Annotated in this window: 17 protein-coding genes; all 17 read right to left on the bottom strand. The window is 48.6% G+C overall.

Annotated elements, in window-relative coordinates; translation table 11 throughout:
* Positions 1-9: 9 nt before the first annotated feature.
* Positions 10-891 carry an NAD-dependent epimerase/dehydratase family protein gene (locus KE671_RS20070; RefSeq protein WP_206164318.1) on the bottom strand — a complete coding sequence of 294 codons (882 nt, stop codon included), beginning with the start codon at positions 889-891 and terminating at the stop codon, positions 10-12.
* A 7-nt stretch (positions 892-898) separates the two neighbouring features.
* Positions 899-1,435, bottom strand: coding sequence for a dTDP-4-dehydrorhamnose 3,5-epimerase (rfbC, locus tag KE671_RS20065; protein WP_241029940.1), 537 nt, complete (start codon positions 1,433-1,435; stop codon positions 899-901).
* 47 nt (positions 1,436-1,482) lie between these two features.
* Positions 1,483-2,796 carry a lipopolysaccharide biosynthesis protein RfbH gene (gene rfbH / locus KE671_RS20060; protein ID WP_206164317.1) on the bottom strand — a complete coding sequence of 438 codons (1,314 nt, stop codon included), beginning with the start codon at positions 2,794-2,796 and terminating at the stop codon, positions 1,483-1,485.
* Between the two features lie 22 nt (positions 2,797-2,818).
* On the bottom strand, positions 2,819-3,898 hold the full coding sequence (gene rfbG / locus KE671_RS20055; RefSeq protein WP_206164391.1) for a CDP-glucose 4,6-dehydratase: 1,080 nt from the start codon (positions 3,896-3,898) through the stop codon (positions 2,819-2,821).
* A gap of 5 nt (positions 3,899-3,903) precedes the next feature.
* On the bottom strand, positions 3,904-4,677 hold the full coding sequence (gene rfbF, locus KE671_RS20050) for a glucose-1-phosphate cytidylyltransferase (RefSeq protein WP_206164316.1): 774 nt from the start codon (positions 4,675-4,677) through the stop codon (positions 3,904-3,906).
* Between the two features lie 15 nt (positions 4,678-4,692).
* A complete protein-coding gene (locus KE671_RS20045; protein ID WP_206164315.1) occupies positions 4,693-5,673 on the bottom strand; it encodes an FAD-binding oxidoreductase in 981 nt (326 codons plus the stop codon).
* Positions 5,674-5,677: 4 nt separating this feature from the next.
* Complete coding sequence (rfbC, locus tag KE671_RS20040; RefSeq protein ID WP_206164314.1) at positions 5,678-6,226, bottom strand: dTDP-4-dehydrorhamnose 3,5-epimerase; 549 nt, start codon at positions 6,224-6,226, stop codon at positions 5,678-5,680.
* A 4-nt stretch (positions 6,227-6,230) separates the two neighbouring features.
* Entirely contained in the window at positions 6,231-7,109 is an 879-nt protein-coding gene (rfbA, locus tag KE671_RS20035; protein WP_206164313.1) for a glucose-1-phosphate thymidylyltransferase RfbA, read from the bottom strand.
* 51 nt (positions 7,110-7,160) lie between these two features.
* Positions 7,161-8,060, bottom strand: coding sequence for a dTDP-4-dehydrorhamnose reductase (gene rfbD / locus KE671_RS20030; protein ID WP_206164312.1), 900 nt, complete (start codon positions 8,058-8,060; stop codon positions 7,161-7,163).
* Positions 8,060-9,145 carry a dTDP-glucose 4,6-dehydratase gene (gene rfbB / locus KE671_RS20025; protein WP_206164311.1) on the bottom strand — a complete coding sequence of 362 codons (1,086 nt, stop codon included), beginning with the start codon at positions 9,143-9,145 and terminating at the stop codon, positions 8,060-8,062. The genes rfbD and rfbB overlap by 1 nt, the downstream gene beginning before the upstream one ends.
* 378 nt (positions 9,146-9,523) lie before the next feature.
* Entirely contained in the window at positions 9,524-10,417 is an 894-nt protein-coding gene (gene galF / locus KE671_RS20020) for a GalU regulator GalF (protein WP_206164310.1), read from the bottom strand.
* Between the two features lie 177 nt (positions 10,418-10,594).
* Positions 10,595-11,998, bottom strand: coding sequence for a colanic acid biosynthesis protein WcaM (gene wcaM, locus KE671_RS20015; protein WP_206164309.1), 1,404 nt, complete (start codon positions 11,996-11,998; stop codon positions 10,595-10,597).
* 11 nt (positions 11,999-12,009) lie between these two features.
* Positions 12,010-13,230, bottom strand: coding sequence for a colanic acid biosynthesis glycosyltransferase WcaL (gene wcaL, locus KE671_RS20010; RefSeq protein ID WP_206164308.1), 1,221 nt, complete (start codon positions 13,228-13,230; stop codon positions 12,010-12,012).
* Complete coding sequence (wcaK, locus tag KE671_RS20005) at positions 13,227-14,507, bottom strand: colanic acid biosynthesis pyruvyl transferase WcaK (RefSeq protein WP_206164307.1); 1,281 nt, start codon at positions 14,505-14,507, stop codon at positions 13,227-13,229. The genes wcaL and wcaK overlap by 4 nt, the downstream gene beginning before the upstream one ends.
* Positions 14,508-14,616: 109 nt before the next feature.
* Positions 14,617-16,095, bottom strand: a complete 1,479-nt coding sequence (wzxC, locus tag KE671_RS20000) for an MOP flippase family protein (protein ID WP_206164306.1) — start codon at positions 16,093-16,095, stop codon at positions 14,617-14,619.
* Between the two features lie 9 nt (positions 16,096-16,104).
* Entirely contained in the window at positions 16,105-17,499 is a 1,395-nt protein-coding gene (gene wcaJ / locus KE671_RS19995; protein ID WP_206164305.1) for an undecaprenyl-phosphate glucose phosphotransferase, read from the bottom strand.
* Between the two features lie 54 nt (positions 17,500-17,553).
* Positions 17,554-18,924: a phosphomannomutase/phosphoglucomutase gene (gene cpsG, locus KE671_RS19990; RefSeq protein ID WP_206164304.1), complete on the bottom strand. Its 1,371-nt coding sequence runs from the start codon at positions 18,922-18,924 to the stop codon at positions 17,554-17,556.
* Positions 18,925-19,039 lie beyond the last annotated feature (115 nt).

Genomic DNA, 19,039 nt, shown 5'->3' with positions numbered 1-19,039 from the left:
ACCTTCATACTACTGTTGTATATTTCTCTTCTTCTTATCAAGTCCAATATGTAGAGGATATTCAGCTATCCAGCCAGGTAATTTAACCAGATTATTGGCTGGCTTCATGACCTCTCTTTCACGATATTCTCTCCCCCCCCAATTAATATTCAGGTGACAGTCGTTAGCTTCCTCGTAAAATTTTACCAACTGCCTTAAACTCAACGATTTTTCTGACATTAAGCCATAGGATTGATTAAAACCTGGCTCGGCATCTTTGATTTGTTGAATTGCAATTTCGAAAGCACGGCAAATATCATAAATATGTACTAAATTAATTTCCTGCTCACCTGGAGACATATCCAATATTTCTTGGGTGCTGGCTAAAGAATCAAGAAACGAGATCAATTTGCCTCTTGGATCATTTGGTCCATATGAATCATAAATTTTTAGTGTCAGACATCTGAACGATTTAGCTTCGGTATAATATTTGACTATATCATCAAACGCTTGTTTAGTCGCGGCATACAAATTTACTGGATTATACTCTTCGGACTCATAATGCTGCCAAGAGGTTCCCGTATTAATCATGCAATTAACATGTGTGCTAGCCATTGCTTCTAACAACTGAGTTGGGAAAGTGATATTACTTTTAACCAGTTCTTCAATTTTTTCATAGGTATGAGAAGCAAGAAATAAAGAAGCTATATGAATAACAATATCGGGTTTAACATCACGGAGAATCTCAACCAAATTGCTATTGTTCTTCTCCAGCATATGATAATGAAGCGCGGTATTAGAACTATTAACAGTTTTCCGTACTATCCCGTGAACCACATGACCACAATTATACAAATGGTTCATCACTGCCTGTCCAATATATCCAGTAACGCCTGTCAATAATATTTTCATAACTTACTCAAAACGGACTATTGAAATTTTCGAATGATACATGTTTGGTATCACGATCAGAAATAATCGGATTTTCGACTGGCCATTTGAATCCAAAGCTATTCCATACTACCCCACAATCTTTAATCGGATTATGGACGGTACTTGTTTTATAAATCATTACACTATCGTCTTCTAGTGCCAAAAATCCGTGGGCTATACCTTTTGGAAGGAAAAGGCTTCTGGCATTCTCACCACTTAACTCAATACCAACTGCTTCCCCAAATGTTGGTGAATTTTTACGAATATCCAGAAAAACATCAAGAACACGACCATTGATGCAATATACTAATTTATCATGTTCAGAAGGCGGTAACTGAAAATGCATTCCGCGTAGCACATTTTTTTTTGAAGAAGAATAAAACTCTTCTGCAAATTCTAAGTTAATGCCATTCTTGCTGAAAATGTCTTTGTGAAATGTCTTTACAAATTGCCCTCTGACATCGTTGAATGTTGGAGACTCAATTAAATAGCAACCGGGTAAATGAAGTTCAGTAATATTCATAAGAATGCTAAGAGAGCGTTTGCTCTCTTAGTCCTAGTAAAATAAAGTTAGAAGTTCAGGCCAAAGAACTCTTCAAATTTAGAAATAACATAATCCAGGTGTTCTTCAGTCAATCCTGGATAAATGCCAATCCAGAAAGTCTGGTTCATGATTCGATCTGTATTTGTTAACTCACCTACGACACGATATTTAACATTTGCAAAGTAAGGCTGGCGAGTTAAATTCCCGGCAAAAAGAAGTCGAGTACCGATTTTTGCCTCATCCAAAAATTTGATAAGATCAATACGAGTGGTACCGCTTGTTTCTTTAAGAGTTATAGGGAATCCGAACCATGATGGTTCACAATTCTCCGTTGCCTCTGGCAACTCCAGATATTCAGCACAGGATTGCAGCCCTTGTTTCAGATAGGCGAAGTTATTCTTACGATACTCAACAAAAGTTTCAATACGCTCCAATTGGGCTAGCCCACATGCAGCCTGCATATCCGTGATTTTGAGATTGTAACCCAAATGTGAGTACGTATATTTGTGATCATAACCAAACGGAAGTGAGCCAAGTTGTTGGCCAAAACGCTTGCCACATGTGTTATCACAGCCAGGAGCACAGTAACAATCACGCCCCCAGTCACGGAACGATTCAATGAGCTTTTTAAGTTCAGCAGATTTAGTAAATACCGCACCGCCTTCTCCCATCGTGATATGGTGAGCAGGATAAAAACTGACGGTACCGATGTCACCAAATGTACCGACCATTTTACCGTCGTAGGTTGTCCCCAGTGCGTCGCAGCAATCTTCAATGAGCCAGAGATTATATTTATCTGCAATCCGACGGACTTCTGCCAAATTGAACGCATTCCCTAGCGTATGAGCAATCATAATGGCTTTCGATTTTTCGGAAACAGCAGCTTCGATTAATGAGGCATCAACGTTATAGGTAGGAATATCGACATCTACAAATACCGGAACCAATCCATTTTGAATGCTTGGGTTAACGGTTGTAGGGAAACCAGCAGCGACAGTAATTACTTCATCACCAGGCTTTAATGCACGATTACCTAATTTTGGGGATGTTAATGCTGTTAATGCCAGTAAGTTTGCTGAAGAACCAGAGGTGGTCGTCAGTACATATGGAACGCCGATGTACTCACCCAGTTTCTTCTCAAATGCCTCATTGAAGCGACCAGTAGTTAACCAGCCATCAAGAGACGCCTCAACCATTAACTGGAGCTCTTTAGCTCCAATGACCTTGCCTGAGGGAGGTACTACGCTGTTGCCAGCAACGAACGGCTTTGGAGACAGCGCTTCGTTTGCATATTGGGCAACTAGTTGAGAGATTTGCTCACGCAGATTTTGTGCGCTCATTGCTTTCTTTCCTGTGATTATTTTATTTTAAAGGGGTTTTCATATAATCGCTGATTTCTGAGCGAGTTAACTCAAACATATTCGCTCCAGCGGTCCATGATTTATGCCATTTAACAATTCTGTTCAATGTTTCAACGAGATTCCAGCGCGGCTGCCAGTTCAAACGCATTCTGGCTTTTGAGCAATCGAGCTTCAGATAATGTGCCTCGTGAGGATGCTCATCCCCATCAAGTTGCCATGCTGCGCCTTCCCCCCAAATTTTTACCATTGTTTCAACAATAAACTGGACCGGCTTGGCATCATCTTCTCCAGGGCCAAAATTCCAGCCTTCTGCAAACTCAGGTCCTTTATTATAGAGCTGTTGCGCAATCAATATGTATCCTGAGAGCGGCTCAAGTACATGCTGCCATGGGCGAATAGCATGAGGGTTCCGGATGATAACAGTTTGTTGCTTTTCAAACGAGCTTAAGATGTCTGGAATCAAGCGATCTTTCGCCCAGTCCCCTCCACCGATTACGTTACCGGCCCGTACAGATGCGAGCCCAACACCGTGCGAAATATAGTTATTTTTGTTAAAAAAAGAATTTCGATACGCGGAAGCAACTAACTCGGCACAGCCTTTACTGTTAGAGTAAGGATCATACCCTCCCATTGCCTCGTCTTCTCTATATCCCCAAACCCATTCGCGGTTCTCATAGCATTTATCGCTGGTGATGTTTACAACTGCCTTAACCCCACCTACACGCTTGACAGCCTCAAGCAAATGAACTGTTCCCATGACGTTTGTAGAATACGTTTCGATGGGTTCATCGTAAGAGAGTCGAACTAAAGGTTGAGCAGCCATATGGAAAACAATCTCGGGTTTAAACTCGTAGATTGCGTTGTATAACTTATCAAAATCTCTGATATCACCAATCGTAGACTGAATAATGTCATCAATATGTGCAATATCAAACAAAGATGGCTCGGTTGGAGGATTCAAAGAATACCCCTTTAACACAGCGCCCATTGATTCAAGCCATAATGTCAACCATGAACCTTTAAAACCTGTATGTCCGGTGATAAATACGCGCTTATTTTTCCAGAATGAAGCATCAATCATCGTCATCACTCCCATGTTTTCCATGGGGCTTTTCCTTTCTCCCAAAGTCCTTCCAGATAAATTTTATCACGCAATGTATCCATCGGTTGCCAGAAACCAGCATGCTCAAAAGCCATCAACTCTCCCTGCTCTGCAAGCTGCATTAGAGGCTCCTGTTCCCAGGTTGTTGCATCATTTTCAATTAATTGAATAACCGACGGGTGAAGGACAAAGAACCCGCCATTAATCATAGCGCCATCACCTTTTGGTTTTTCTTTGAAAGAGCAAACCTGTTTATTCTGGATATCAAGTGCACCAAAGCGGCCTGGTGGGAATGTAGCAGTCAAAGTGGCCTTCTTCCCATGTGCACGATGGAAGTCAATTGTATCCTGAATGTTCACATCCGAGACACCATCTCCATAGGTAAACAAGAATGCTTCATCATCTTTCACATAGTCATAGACGCGTTTAAGGCGTCCCCCGGTCATCGATGCTTCACCGGTATCAACAAGCGTAACATTCCAAGGTTCAACACGTTTCTGATGTACCTCCATAAGGTTTTCAGCCATATGAAACGTTACATCCGACATATGTAAAAAATAATTTGCAAAATACTCTTTGATTACATAGCCCTTATAACCACAACAAATAATGAAGTCACGGATGCCATGGGCCGAATACATCTTCATGATGTGCCATAAAATTGGCTTCCCACCAATTTCAACCATGGGCTTCGGTTTCAGAACGGTTTCTTCACTTAAACGAGTGCCTAAACCTCCGGCTAAGATTACCGCCTTCATAACATCATCCTCTATTTATTTTGATACAGTAAAGGCATCCGAATAAAAATTCTTAGCCGATAAGTTTAATGAAGAAAAATCTTTTCTGCATGCGTCTATCATCAGAGGTGAACCACAAGCATAAACATCAAATTCTTCTAAGTTAGCAAAGTCATCAATGACTGCATTATGTACTAAGCCTTTACGACCACTCCATGCTTCTTCGTTCCCGGATACAACCGGGACAAAATGAATATTGGAGTATATTTCTGCCCACCGGGCAGGTAACTGAGAGTAAAAGCTATCGCTATTAGCCCCCCCCCAATATACATAGATATCACGTTTTGATTGTTGCTGAATTAATTGTTCAACCATTGATTTCACTGGTGCAAACCCAGTTCCACCAGCAATGAAAATCACTGGCCTTGAACTTTTTCTGATAAAAAACGTTCCACAAGGACCTTCAATGCGCATTAGCGTATTAACAGGGATTATTTCATCTCTAAAAATAAGCTTACTCATCGCACCATCAGGTACATTACGTATATGCAATTCTATACCTTCATTTTCATTGGCGTTAGCAATTGAATAACTTCTTACAATACCTTGAAAGTGAAGATTAATATACTGTCCCGGCAAATAAGAAAAACTAGTAGATGGTGGCAGGCGAAACGTAAGTTTTATTACATCAGAAGAAACCAACTCAGCAGAAGAGATTTTAGCGGGCATTATCTTTTTAACCTGCCCAGCCAACTCAGGATAATATGTAGCGTTTAACGTAACATCGCCGCAAGGTCGGCAACTACATGTTAAAATTTTATTTCCTGCAGAGATGATGTCTCCCTGTTCATTAGCCACTTCACCAACAATAAGTTCAGCTTCACATATTCCACAACTACCATTCCTGCAACTATGTTCAAGATGAATTCCTGAATTCAGGGCAGAATCCAGTAAAGTATTTTCCTGATCACCTTCGAAAGAGATATTGGAAGGAAATATTTGAATTAAATGAGACATGGTTTTACTCAAAATATGTAACAAAGTTCAAGGTTGGTGCAGTTTTGTCCTTTAGAGATAAATCTGGTTGACCTGCAAATGGCCACTTAATATTCAAGTCCGGGTCATTCCAGATGATACTACCTTCCGACTGCGGTGCATAATAATTCGTTGTTTTATAAAGAAACTCTGCATTTTCACTCAACACCAGAAAACCATGAGCAAAACCTTCCGGAATCCAGAGTTGTCTCTTATTTTCCGCCGAAAGATGGGCACTAACCCACTTGCCAAAAGTTGTAGAATTTTTCCTGATATCCACCGCAACATCAAATACCTCTCCTGCAATGCAACGAACAAGTTTGCCTTGCTCATGAGGAGGCATCTGGAAGTGAAGTCCTCTTAAAACACCTTGTTTTGACTTTGAATGATTATCCTGTACAAAATTCACACGATAACCTATTGCATTCTCAAAAACTTTTTGGCTGAAACTCTCAAAGAAAAAACCGCGATCATCGCCAAAAACTTTTGGTTCGAAAATGAGTACATCAGGGATTTCTGTTTTGATTACATTCATTTTATCAATAACCTTTAACCATCTTCAGCAAATACTGCCCATAAGCATTTTTTGATAACGGTGCCGCGAGTTTTTTGACCTGCTCAGCATCAATAAATCCCTTACGGTAAGCAATTTCCTCTGGGCAAGAAACCTTCAGTCCCTGTCGCTCTTCGATGGTGGCGATAAAGTTGCTGGCTTCAATCAAGCTCTGATGTGTACCGGTATCCAGCCATGCGTATCCGCGGCCCATCATGGCGACAGAAAGCCTTCCCTGTTCCATATACATACGGTTGATATCGGTTATTTCAAGTTCTCCACGCGCAGAGGGCTTGAGATTCTTAGCCATTTCAACAACGCTGTTGTCATAGAAATAAAGTCCCGTTACGGCATAATTGCTTTTAGGCTCAACTGGCTTTTCTTCTAGAGATATCGCTGTACCCCCTTGGTCAAATTCAACAACACCATAACGTTCGGGATCATTAACGTGATATGCAAAAACAGTTGCGCCACTTTCTTTATTAACTGCGGAATCCATCAGTTTTGGCAAATCATGACCGTAGAAGATATTGTCACCCAATACTAAGGCACAATCATCCTTACCAATAAAGTCTTCACCAATAATAAAGGCCTGGGCTAACCCATCCGGACTTGGTTGAACTTTATATTGAAGATTAAGCCCCCACTGGCCTCCGTCACCAAGTAACTGCTCAAAGCGCGGTGTATCCTGCGGAGTGCTGATAATAAGAATATCCCGGATACCCGCCAGCATCAGTGTCGACAGCGGATAATAAATCATCGGCTTGTCATAAATAGGCAGTAACTGTTTACTTACCGCCATCGTCACAGGGTACAAACGGGTGCCGGAACCGCCAGCCAGAATAATCCCTTTACGCGTTTTCATATCATTATCTCTTAAATACAAAATGCCCTGTTGTGGGCATTAAAACCAGAATCAGATAGCTGTAGTTGTAAACAACTCATTTAACATACGTTTGATGCCATTTTCCCACTGCGGCAAGACAAGACCAAAGCTACGCTGAAATTTTTCAGTATTTAATCGTGAGTTGCCTGGACGGCGCGCGGGTGTAGGGTAAGCGCTGGTAGGAACAGCCTTAAGATCAGTCAGTGCTAAATCAATTCCTGCATTTTGGGCTTCAGCAAAAACCAGAGAGGCGTAGTCATACCAGGTCGTCGTGCCGCCAGCGACTAAGTGATAGAGCCCAGCGACATCAGGTTTGTTCAGCGCGACACGAATAGCATGTGCCGTACAATCAGCAAGCAACTCAGCGCCCGTCGGCGCACCATACTGATCGTTGATAACGGACATTTCTGCACGCTCTTTTGCCATGCGCAGCATGGTCTTCGCAAAGTTATTTCCTTTACCCGCATAAACCCAGCTGGTTCGGAATATCAGATGTTTTGAACAATTTTGCTGTAGTGCCTTTTCACCAGCAAGTTTAGTCTCGCCGTAGACATTCAATGGTGCAGTCTCATCCGTTTCTCGCCAGGCAGTCGTCCCTGTCCCAGGGAAAACGTAATCTGTTGAATAATGAACAACCCATGCCTCTACTTCAGAGGCTGCTTTGGCGATCGCTTCGACGCTGGTCGCATTGAGTAATTGCGCGAATTCAATTTCAGTTTCAGCTTTGTCCACTGCCGTATGGGCTGCCGCGTTTACGATAACGTCCGGACGAATGCGACGGACAGTTTCAGCAACCCCCTGAGGATTGCTGAAATCTCCACAGTAATCTGTTGAATGGACATCCAGCGCTATCACATTGCCAAGCGGTGCAAGCGAGCGTTGTAATTCCCACCCTACCTGCCCTGTTTTACCAAACAGAAGAATGTTCATTATTGGCGTTCCCCATAGTTCTGTTCAATCCAGGTTTGGTACGCCCCACTTTTGATATTTTCAACCCACAAGGTGTTTGCCAGATACCATTCCACGGTTTTGCGAATTCCACTTTCGAATGTCTCTTGCGGTTTCCACCCCAGCTCACGACTGATTTTGTCCGCATCGATGGCATACCGACGATCGTGACCCGGTCGGTCTGTCACATAAGTAATTTGTTCACGATATGACGTTTCTTTGGGAACGATCTCATCCAACAGATCGCAAATGGTATGCACAACATCGAGATTTTTCTTCTCATTATGCCCACCGATGTTGTAGGTCTCACCAGGAGTTCCTTTCGTCACGACGGTATATAACGCACGGGCATGATCTTCAACATAGAGCCAGTCACGAATCTGATCGCCTTTACCATAAATGGGCAACGATTTCCCTTCGAGAGCATTGAGGATAACCAAGGGAATCAACTTTTCAGGGAAGTGGTATGGACCATAGTTATTCGAGCAGTTGGTCACAATGGTCGGTAGACCGTATGTGCGCAACCAGGCACGAACAAGATGGTCGCTGGAGGCTTTTGAAGCCGAATAAGGACTACTCGGCGCATAGGCGGTTTGTTCAGTAAAGAGAGGAAGAATATCCCCCTGCTCAACCTCATCCGGATGTGGCAAGTCTCCATAAACTTCATCAGTAGAGATATGATGAAAACGGAATGTCCTTTTTTTAACACTATCCAGTGAAGACCAGTACTGACGGGCTGTTTCTAAAAGAACATAAGTCCCCACGATATTCGTTTCAATAAAGGCAGCAGGTCCCGTGATAGAACGATCCACATGGCTCTCAGCAGCGAGATGCATAACGACATCGGGTTGATGAGCTTCAAAAATACGCATCATTGCGTTTGAATCACAAATATCTGCATGTTCGAATGAATAGCGCTCGCTGTTCGCTATTTCAGTCAGTGACTCGAGGTTACCTGCGTACGTTAATTTATCGACATTAATTACGTTGTCTTGGGTATTATTTATTATATGGCGAACGACAGCAGATCCAATAAACCCAGCGCCACCAGTAACGAGTATTTTCACTTAATTAATCCGAATATTAGATAATATCAACATTCATTATGCTGATGTAGGGTTCAACTAATAACAAGGTTTTAGACACGCTACCGCCCCTGGCTTTACAGCTACCAGTGCACTGCGTACTCTCACAGATGTGTTAAGCTCTGCTTTCTCTGCAGCAAAGCTCCTAAACTCGAACACTAATTGTCTTACCAATTGATGTCAGAAACAAGAAGAAATCTTATAAAAAGCGGTCCAAAATTTTGTAGTTAACCCAATGAAATCACAAATCTTTTTCGAAAATGAAAAAACGGTAGCAACATTCCAGGCATACTTGCGTCGCCGCGCAGAATGTTAACTACCGTTATTTTTTACGTCAGTCAGGACGTATATTTTTTAAACTTACTCGCTAAGCAACTTCTCAATGCCTTTACGGAACTTTGCCCCCTCTTTCAGGTTGCGCAATCCGTACTTCACAAACGCCTGCATGTAGCCCAATTTCTTACCGCAATCGTAGCTTTCACCGGTCATCAGCATGGCGTCAACAGATTGTTTTTTCGCCAGTTCTGCAATCGCATCGGTCAACTGGATACGGCCCCAGGCACCCGGTTCGGTTCTTTCCAGTTCGGCCCAGATATCCGCTGAGAGGACATAACGCCCTACCGCCATGAGATCAGAATCTAGCGTCTGCGGCTGATCCGGTTTCTCAATAAACTCGACGATGCGGCTCACCTTGCCTTCATTATCCAGTGGATCTTTCGTCTGGATGACGGAGTACTCGGAAAGGTCGCCCGGCATACGTTTCGCCAGCACCTGGCTACGGCCGGTTTCTTCAAAACGTGCAACCATCGCGGCAAGGTTATAACGCAGCGGATCGGCACTGGCGGTATCAATAACGATATCAGGCAATACCACCACAAAAGGGTTATCGCCAATCGCCGGGCGCGCGCAAAGAATGGAGTGACCCAGCCCCAGCGGCTGCGCCTGGCGCACGTTCATAATGGTCACGCCCGGAGGACAAATGGACTGCACTTCCGCCAGCAGTTGACGCTTCACGCGCTGCTCAAGGAGTGACTCTAGTTCATAAGAGGTGTCGAAATGGTTCTCAACGGCGTTTTTAGAGGCGTGAGTGACCAGGAGGATTTCTTTGATCCCTGCAGCTACGATTTCGTCAACGATATATTGAATCATTGGTTTGTCGACGATCGGCAGCATCTCTTTGGGAATGGCCTTAGTGGCAGGCAACATGTGCATACCCAGGCCCGCTACCGGTATAACTGCTTTCAAATTACTCATTATTTCATCCACCTGTAAAATGGTTGCTGAATTATAGCCTTTTGACTCGTTTTAGCCAGCATGAATTAGTCAGAGGAAATCATCGCTGCTTTGTCATTGATGCTACGCCGGTCACTGATAAATTGCAGTAGCCATAATCTTAAGTATGGGCCAGTTTCGCCAGGAATGGTCGCAAATTCACCCCCTCCCCTCCGGTAACCGGAAGTTGATCGCATCCACATTCACCACATGATGGTTAATCCGGTCGATATCCACTGAACTTTGCCCTTTCTCATTCACCGCGTGTACATTTGCCAGCGACAGCAGCGTGTCGTCTTTCGCCATGAACTTACCGCGCACATCTTTACGCAGGTCAAAGTGCATCTTCAGCGCCGGGCCGGTTGCCGACTCCTGCATCACCTTGATATTGCGCAGAAAGAGATGCTGGGGCTGGTTGTGCAACTCCAGCGTCGCTCGCTTCATCTCGATGTTAGTCAATGCGACGAAGGATGTGGCATTCCCTGACGAAATCTGAATACCGCGCAATTTATATTCAAGCTGCGTGTTATCAAGGGAGATATTATTGAGTTTGAAATTTTGCGGGATGGAGAGATATTTCCCTTTGACCACGCCATAGCCAATGAGCATCCCGGCACTGTTGACCATATCGATATTATCAATCACGAAATTATCACAGCCGTAAATGGCAACCGTCGCGTTGTCGATGCCCGCCTTCTTGCTGAAATCCGGGGTGATGTTCTTTGCCTTCACATTACGGATCACAAAATGTTTACCGTTCTCAACATGCACCAGTTGGCGACAATCGGATCCGGTGATGTTGGCGACCACAAAGTTTTTGACCGTCTGCTGTTCGGGATAGGCGTTGTCATAGGTACTCCCGGCAAGCCCAATGCCAATCCCCCAGTTTATCTTGCCATTGGTACAGTTGATCCGTTCTATGACATGGTCGGAAATCAGGATATTGCTGTCGTTAATGGCGACATTCCATTCGATGGCGTCCCCCTGCAAATCACTGAAACGACAGTGGGTAATACGCGCGCCGTCGACCCGATTGTGGAATCCCTGACGCAGTATCGCGTAGTTGGCCTGGGTCACAGTCAGGTTATCGATGACCAGATTGCGCATCACGCGCGGCTTTTTCCCGCCGATATAAATTTGCGTCACCGGCCCGAAACCGCTCATCGTAAGATCGGAAATTGCGCAGTCGGAACCGCGCACATCCAGCGTAATATTGTGCAGGCTGCCGCCCTTTTCGCCGCTGACCTGACATCCATCCTGCAACACAAAGCGACCGCGACCGTTGCCGCTTAAACGACCCAGAACGCGCAGCGTTCTTCCCGCTGGGATAACAATGCCGGTATTGATGTTCTCACATACCAGACCCGCCGGCACGACGACGGTCTCTGCGTCGCTGAAGGCCTGTTTAAACGAGGCAATCCAGTCTTTTGCATCATAATCCTTAATAGTGACGGTTTTGCGGGATGCAACGGCGCGGGCAAAAGGTGAATGGAGGACAGGAAGTACGGCAAGCGCGGAGCCTGCCGTCAGGAAGGTACGTCGGGAGAGTATTTTCTCTGGCATACAACCTCGGTTTACATCGTTTGCAGCAGGCTGGCCAACTGACGATTGATCACCTGCTGATTAAAATCATGTTCAACTTTTTCACGCGCGCGCTGAATAATGGGTTCCAGCGTATGGCGGTCAAATTGGCTGAACGAGGCGAGCTGTTGCGCCAGTGCTCTCGCGTCGTTTTCTGGCACCAGCCAACCGGACTTTCCGGCATCCACCAGTTCCGGGATCCCGCTGTGAACCGTCGAGACCACCGGGATCCCCACCGCCATCGCTTCCATCAGCGCCACCGGGATCCCCTCCATGTCGCCATCCGCGCCGGTTATCGACGGCAGCAGAAAGACATCCGCGTTATCCAGCATGGTTTTCACTTCATGGCTGGGCTTAAATCCCGGCATGTCAATCACATCATCGAGTTGATACTGCTCGATCAGCGTGCGTAATCGCCGCTCCCAGGGACCGATGCCCAGAATACGATAGCGAAACGCCACACCCTGCTCCTTCAACTGACGGCAAGCCTCTATCGCCACGTGCAGCCCTTTTTTCTCAGTCAGACGTGCAACGGAGATGATCTCCAGCGGCGTACCGGGAACTTTCACTGGTCGGTGCGTAAAGCGCGTCATATCTACGCCCATTCGCGAAACGGCAATCTTCTCCGGCGGACACCCCATGCTTCTCAGCCGTCCAGCCCAGAGCTCGCTAATCGGCAGCATCAGGTCGCCACGGCGGAACAGTTGCTGGTACTCCGGCGTGTAATGATTAAGGACGTCCCGACTGGAAATATCGATACCGTGGAAAATCGTCGCAATCTTGCCCTGAATGACCCCCAGCTCGCGCAGCTTCGCCGCCGTCACCCCCGCCGGACCAAAGTGGGCGATAAAAACGTCCGCACGCAGCGGTTTACTCACCTGCGCACAGATCGACGAAAGGATCAGATTGCGAGATTCATCGCCATAGCGAGAAAAGTTGAGCGATTTCCATGTCGCCGTCCGGCGCAACCCAGGCAGCGTTTTTATTGCCCGAGTACGCAGCTTCGCCAGACGTCCCTGCGGCTCGTCCTGCAACCAGCGCGTTCTGGCCGCCAGGCCATATTTTTCCCAGACGGCGTGCGTATTTTGCGTGTCACCTTTTTGCAGGGCGATAATCTCAACGTCGAAGCCCATATCAATAAACGCGGTAATCTGATTGAGGACGAAGGTTTCCGACGACAGCGGGAATTTCAGTAAGAAGAAGCTGACCTTCATTTCCCCTCCCCGATGCGCGTCAATACTGACTCCACCATGCGGTATCCCTGTTCACGCTCGCGACGCACCGCCTGCGCAAGACGCTCATTGATCTGCGGTAGCTGTCCAAGCGTATCCGCCACCATCGCTTGCAGACTGCCATCCAGCAGATGACGGATATCTATCGCCATCTCCGGCATCCCCAGTTGCTGCATGATGCCCGCCGATTTGTGTTCGTAATTAATCGCGATAGCAGGCGTTGCGAAGTTCATCGAGATAATGGCGGAATGCAGGCGAGTGCCGACCGTCAGGTCGCATGCGCCGAGGATCTTGCCCATCTCCAGGTCGTTCAGTTCATCCATCACCACGTGGTAACGCGTCGGATCGCTGACATACTGGCGCAGATTCAGCGCCACCATGCGATCGTCTTTGTTATAGCTGTCGATGCCGGTACAGGTGGACAGCGCGATAACCTGGTATCCCTCATCCAGAATGCGGTTTACCACACCGGCGAAGGCCTTCTCATACACCGCCTGCGTGGTGCCCAGGCGTTGGTCAAATGGCGCCAGTTCTCGCAGGGTAATTGCCACCGTTTTCTGCTGTGCCGCCACACTTAGCCAGTGCTGAACCGCATACCCCGGTTCAAAGTCCGCGTCGTGATGATCCACCAGCCACGCGGTATCCACACCGTGTTCAACTTTTTCGGTGGTGATTTCACTGCGTTTCATCAGTTCCAGACTGACCGACTCGCGCAGGATCAGCGCATCACAGTGGCCGAAAACATAGTTAGCCAGCTGATTAAATTGCGGATCCTGGAACGGGCCGACGCTGTGGCCGACCATGTACAGCGGCTTTTTCGCCATAAAGGTACACAGTGCGTGTTCAAATTGTGGCACACCGTACAGATCGACGAAGAACGAACCGCCCACCTGAATGATGGCGTCATAGCCCGCGAGCAGGCGCACGAAATCGGTAAAGCCCTGAGCAATCGCAATGTTCCGCAGCTTGCCGGTATCGGTCACGCGGGAAAGCAGCACCTGGTGCTGATAGCGACGGCGGAGGACTTTTTTCACCCGCCCCACCACGCCTGCTGCGCTGTTATGCTGTTTCATCTGTAAAAAGAGCGGATCGCCCATCACCGGACGATTCAAAAGCCAGGACGAACTCACCGGGTAGCGGCTCATGACGTCCACTTCCGCTTCTGGTTCGAGGCGGTGAATAGCATCCAGCAGGCCGCGTAAAATCGCGCTATCACCACGGTTGCCGCAGGTATGGTTACCCAGAATCAATAATTTCATTTCACCCTCTTAAAATCGTTGCCGGAGGGCGGCTATCGTCTTATCCGGCCTACAGGTCATTAACTTCGTAGGCCGGATAAGACGTGTGAACGTCGCCATCCGGCAAAACTTATCCTGCACGAAGCAAGGTTTTCATTTTTTCACTGCGACAAAACTGGCGCTTCATCTCTACAACCAGCGGGTGGCGCGAGAGTACAATCATCACCGCGAACGCCAGCGCGCCGGCGACAATCTGTGTCGTCAACAGTACGCCCAGTGACAGATGCCCCTGCAACGCAACACCCAGGCCATAACTCACCGCCAGCGTCGGCAATGAGAGATAGAATGGCAGCCACAGACTCAGAACGTATTGACGATAGCTGGAACCCAGCACCGGTTTGATCATGACGAAGTAGCTCAGAACGGTGTTGATGATTTGCACCAGCAGAAAGCCCAGCGTCACGCCGATCGCACCCGCCATCTGTCCGCCGACAATAATCGCCGGGATAAACAGGAACGTTTTAAAGACGTTGAATTTAAAGCTGATATCCACGCGGGCTTTCGCCATCAACAGCGAGCCAATCGGATTGCCAACCGAGCGCAGCAGCCCCACCACGCACAGCAGTTGCAGCACAGGAATGATGCTGTTCCACTTCTCGCCAAACACCAGCGGCACAAAATTGTTGGAGACCACCATCAGGCCGAGCAGCGCCGGAAAGTTGATAATGCCCACCACGGAAAGCAGCTTGTAAAAGTTCACGCGCAGCTTTTCCGTATCATCCTGAATTTTGGCAAACGCCGGAAACAGCACGCGGGTGATGATGGGGTTGAGCTTCATCGGCGGCACTACCGCCACGTTGTACGCCAGGTTATAGCCCCCCGCAACGCCGGCCCCGAGAATACGCGCCAGCACCAGCGTGGAAAGGTTGGTATTGACGTAGTTGATGATGCTGTCCGCCGTCAGCCACGCACCAAAGCGCAGATTCGACGAAACAGACGCCAGCGAAAAGTGCAGACCCGGACGATAGATCTTGCGACCAAAGTAGCCAAACAGCAGCGTGCGCACCGCGCTATTGACCAGATAACCGAGAATGGCGGTCATGGCCAGCGGCCAGAAATGCGCGCTGATAACGGTAAACGTAAAGCCCGCCAGCACCGAGCTGGTTTCAATCATCCCAATCTTGTTGAACTCCAGCTCTTTTTGCATCAGCGCGCGGAACTGCTGCCCGTGCGGGATCACCACAAACGCCAGCGACAGCGTTTTAATCAGCGGCGCCAGATCCGGGTTATGCAGCACATTGCCAATCACATCGCTAAGCAGAAAGACCGCCACACAGACGATCATTCCCAACCCAACGTTCAGCCAGTACAGCGTGGTCAGCTCAAGATGGCTTATCTCCTTACGCTGAATAATGGAGTTGGCAATCCCGAAGTCAGACAGCGTATCGGCCAGCGCAATGATCACCAGCGACACGGTCAGCAGGCCGAACTGATGGTTATCAACGATCCGCGCCAATACCGTCATCTGGATAAGCCCCAGACTGATGATGATCACCGTAGCGATAGCCGACCACTTCGCGCCACTGATGGTTTTTTCACGTAAACTCATGACCGTTCCTCAGTACGCCGCTTTATTGACAAAGCCCTTGAACACCGTCAGAAAAACGATCTTGATGTCGAACCACACGCTCCACTCGCGGATATACTCCAGATCGTACTCCACGCGTTTTTCCATTTTCTCCAGCGTGTCGGTCTCACCGCGCCAGCCGTTGATTTGCGCCCAACCGGTGATCCCCGGCTTGACCTTATGGCGCAGCATGTAGCCTTCAATCAGTTGACGGTACTGTTCGTTATGCGCCACCGCATGCGGACGCGGCCCGACGATAGACATCCCACCGGTCAGCACATTAATAAACTGCGGTAGCTCATCCAGCGAGGTACGACGCAGGAAGTTACCTACCCGGGTGACGCGTGGATCGTTCTGCGTCGCCTGAGTGACCACCTTGTCGTTTTCCATTACCTTCATTGAGCGGAACTTCCACACTTTGATCGGTTTACCGTCCATGCCATAACGGGTCTGACGGAAGATAACCGGTCCCGGCGAACTCAGCTTCACCGCCAGCGCAATGCAACACAGCACCGGGGAGATCAGCAGCAGGATCAGCGACGCCAGCACGACATCTTCCGCCCGCTTAAGCAGACGGTTGATACCCGACAGCGGCGTGTCATACAGCGGTACCACCGGCACGCCGCTCACTTCTTCGATGCGGGAATGCAGAATGTTAAAGGTAAACACGTCCGGAATGAGGATCACCGAACAGGTGGTATCCGCCAGTTCGCGCACAAGCTTTTTCACCCGCGCGCCGTCACACATCGACATGGCGATATAGACGTTGTGAATGCGTGAAGCTTTGGCATCTTCAATCAGCTGTTCGAAATTCCCGGCCCAGTCTGACGTCACGCCCCCCGGTTTCGGATCGTGATAAACGCCGACCACTTCAAAACCCAGCCACGGTTCATTGCGAAAGCTATCGAGCAGCGACTGTCCGGCAGGCAGATCGCCCGCAACCGCCACCCGGCGCGTGTTATAGCCACGATGACGCAGCCAGCCAGCGCCATAGCGAATAAATGACCGACAAAAGACAAGCCCGACGCTGGTCAGCAGATACCACGCCAGCCAGACCGCGAGGCGGTTATCGAAATCGGCGTTAAACGCGACCAGACCGGCGCTAAAGACGAGGCTCAGCGTCCAGTTTTGCAGCAGGAGAGTCAGTTCAGTGGAAATTTTGACGCCGCGCCATGAGCGATAGAAATCGGTTATGCCACCCAGCATCTGGAAAACAACCAACGTGATCAGCGCCACCAACAGGTGCATATACAGGAAAGGCAGTCCACTGACTTCGCAGACGACCCATAGCCCGCCAAACATGATGGTGATATCTGAAAAGCGTTGCACCATAGAGATTAACGATGCATTGGTTTTGGCCCGTTCGCGCTTTTTTAGATTTGTCATCGTTGTTCCTGTTATTAGCCCCTTACCCGCCAGCGGGTAAGGGAAGATCTGACCTTACTGATTCAGTAACGCCAGCAGAGTGCGCGTTCGCGCTTCCATCAGCGGAATATCACCGCGGGACTCCACGTTCAGGCGTACCACCGGTTCGGTGTTAGAGGAGCGCAGGTTGAAACGCCAGTCGACGAACGACATACTGATGCCGTCAGTCCTGTCCACCGCCAGCGCCTCGCTGGCAAAGTGCTGTTCCACCCGCGAAATCGCTGCCGCCGGTTCGTCCAGCTTGCTGTTGATTTCGCCGCTCGCCGGGAATGCCGCCATCCGGTCTCGTACCAGTTCACCCAGCGACTGCCCCTTCAGACACACCAGTTCCGCCACCAGCAGCCACGGGATCATTCCGCTGTCGCAATAGGCAAAATCACGGAAGTAGTGGTGGGCGCTCATTTCTCCGCCGTAGATGGCGTCTTCGCGGCGCATCCGCTCCTTGATGAAGGCATGGCCGGTTTTCGACATCACCGGCGTGCCGCCCGCCGCCGTTACCACATCCACCGTGTTCCATGACAGACGCGGGTCGTGGATAATTTTGGCGCCCGGTTGTTTTTCGAGGAACGCTTCCGCCAGCAGGCCGACAATGTAGTAGCCCTCGATAAACTGCCCTTTCTCGTCGAACAGGAAGCAGCGGTCGAAATCGCCGTCAAACGCGATACCCATATCCGCGCCGTGTTCGATCACCGCATTACGGGTATCAGCGCGACACTCCGGCAGCAACGGGTTAGGAATGCCGTTCGGGAAGTTGCCGTCCGGGGTGTTGTGCACTTTGATAAACTCCACCGGCACGCCCTGTGCCTTAAAACGCGCTTCAATGGCATCCACCACCGGGCCTGCCGCGCCGTTACCGGAGTTAATGACCAGCTTCAGCGGGGTGAGATTTTTGACGTTGAGGTAGCCGAACAGATGGTCGATATAGGCGTCACGCAGCGAGATTTGCTTATAACTGCCGCGTGTCGCCTCATTCACCGGAGGGAAGTCGTTGGCCTCTGCCAGACGCTGGACGTCGCGCAGACCGGTATCGCCGCTGATGGGACGCGCGCCCTCGCGCACCAGCTTCATGCCGTTGTAGTCCATCGGGTTATGGCTGGCAGTGACTTCGATGCCGCCATCAACGCCGAGGTGAAAGGTGGCGAAATAGATCTCTTCGGTGCCCGCCAGGCCGATGTCCAGCACATCAACGCCCGCGTCCTGCAACCCTTTCGCCAGCGCCAGCTTCAGCGCCTCACTGGTGAGACGCACGTCGCCGCCAAGCACAATAGTTTTCGGCTTCAGAAACTCGCCGTACGCGCGACCAATCCGCCACGCAATCTCTTCGTTCAGCTCTTCGCCCAGCCTGCCGCGAATGTCGTAGGCTTTAAAACAGGTTAATTTCGTCATGTTTTTACCCTTCTTCAGGCAACAGTTAGCCCTGACCGGTAGTTGGCCAAAAAATGTTTTTTTATCGTTGTCGGATGGCGCTTCGCTTATCCGACCTACAGAATCACAGGCCCGG

Origin of the sequence: Citrobacter amalonaticus, assembly GCF_018252635.1 — a bacterium.
Lineage (GTDB): Bacteria > Pseudomonadota > Gammaproteobacteria > Enterobacterales > Enterobacteriaceae > Citrobacter_A > Citrobacter_A amalonaticus_E.
Note: the sequence above shows the minus strand (reverse complement) of the source record. Positions and strands in the feature narration are given on the sequence as shown.

What these genes read in the sequence shown, in the direction of transcription:
- rfbD (WP_206164312.1), bottom strand. Translation starts at nt 8,060, where the DNA reads ATGAACATTCTTCTGTTTGGTAAAACAGGGCAGGTAGGGTGGGAATTA.
- cpsG (WP_206164304.1), bottom strand. Translation starts at nt 18,924, where the DNA reads ATGACGAAATTAACCTGTTTTAAAGCCTACGACATTCGCGGCAGGCTG.
- KE671_RS20070 (WP_206164318.1), bottom strand. Translation starts at nt 891, where the DNA reads ATGAAAATATTATTGACAGGCGTTACTGGATATATTGGACAGGCAGTG.
- rfbC (WP_241029940.1), bottom strand. Translation starts at nt 1,435, where the DNA reads ATGAATATTACTGAACTTCATTTACCCGGTTGCTATTTAATTGAGTCT.
- wzxC (WP_206164306.1), bottom strand. Translation starts at nt 16,095, where the DNA reads ATGAGTTTACGTGAAAAAACCATCAGTGGCGCGAAGTGGTCGGCTATC.
- wcaK (WP_206164307.1), bottom strand. Translation starts at nt 14,507, where the DNA reads ATGAAATTATTGATTCTGGGTAACCATACCTGCGGCAACCGTGGTGAT.
- wcaL (WP_206164308.1), bottom strand. Translation starts at nt 13,230, where the DNA reads ATGAAGGTCAGCTTCTTCTTACTGAAATTCCCGCTGTCGTCGGAAACC.
- wcaJ (WP_206164305.1), bottom strand. Translation starts at nt 17,499, where the DNA reads ATGACAAATCTAAAAAAGCGCGAACGGGCCAAAACCAATGCATCGTTA.
- rfbF (WP_206164316.1), bottom strand. Translation starts at nt 4,677, where the DNA reads ATGAAGGCGGTAATCTTAGCCGGAGGTTTAGGCACTCGTTTAAGTGAA.
- rfbA (WP_206164313.1), bottom strand. Translation starts at nt 7,109, where the DNA reads ATGAAAACGCGTAAAGGGATTATTCTGGCTGGCGGTTCCGGCACCCGT.
- rfbG (WP_206164391.1), bottom strand. Translation starts at nt 3,898, where the DNA reads ATGATTGATGCTTCATTCTGGAAAAATAAGCGCGTATTTATCACCGGA.
- rfbC (WP_206164314.1), bottom strand. Translation starts at nt 6,226, where the DNA reads ATGAATGTAATCAAAACAGAAATCCCTGATGTACTCATTTTCGAACCA.
- wcaM (WP_206164309.1), bottom strand. Translation starts at nt 11,998, where the DNA reads ATGCCAGAGAAAATACTCTCCCGACGTACCTTCCTGACGGCAGGCTCC.
- rfbH (WP_206164317.1), bottom strand. Translation starts at nt 2,796, where the DNA reads ATGAGCGCACAAAATCTGCGTGAGCAAATCTCTCAACTAGTTGCCCAA.
- KE671_RS20045 (WP_206164315.1), bottom strand. Translation starts at nt 5,673, where the DNA reads ATGTCTCATTTAATTCAAATATTTCCTTCCAATATCTCTTTCGAAGGT.
- galF (WP_206164310.1), bottom strand. Translation starts at nt 10,417, where the DNA reads ATGAGTAATTTGAAAGCAGTTATACCGGTAGCGGGCCTGGGTATGCAC.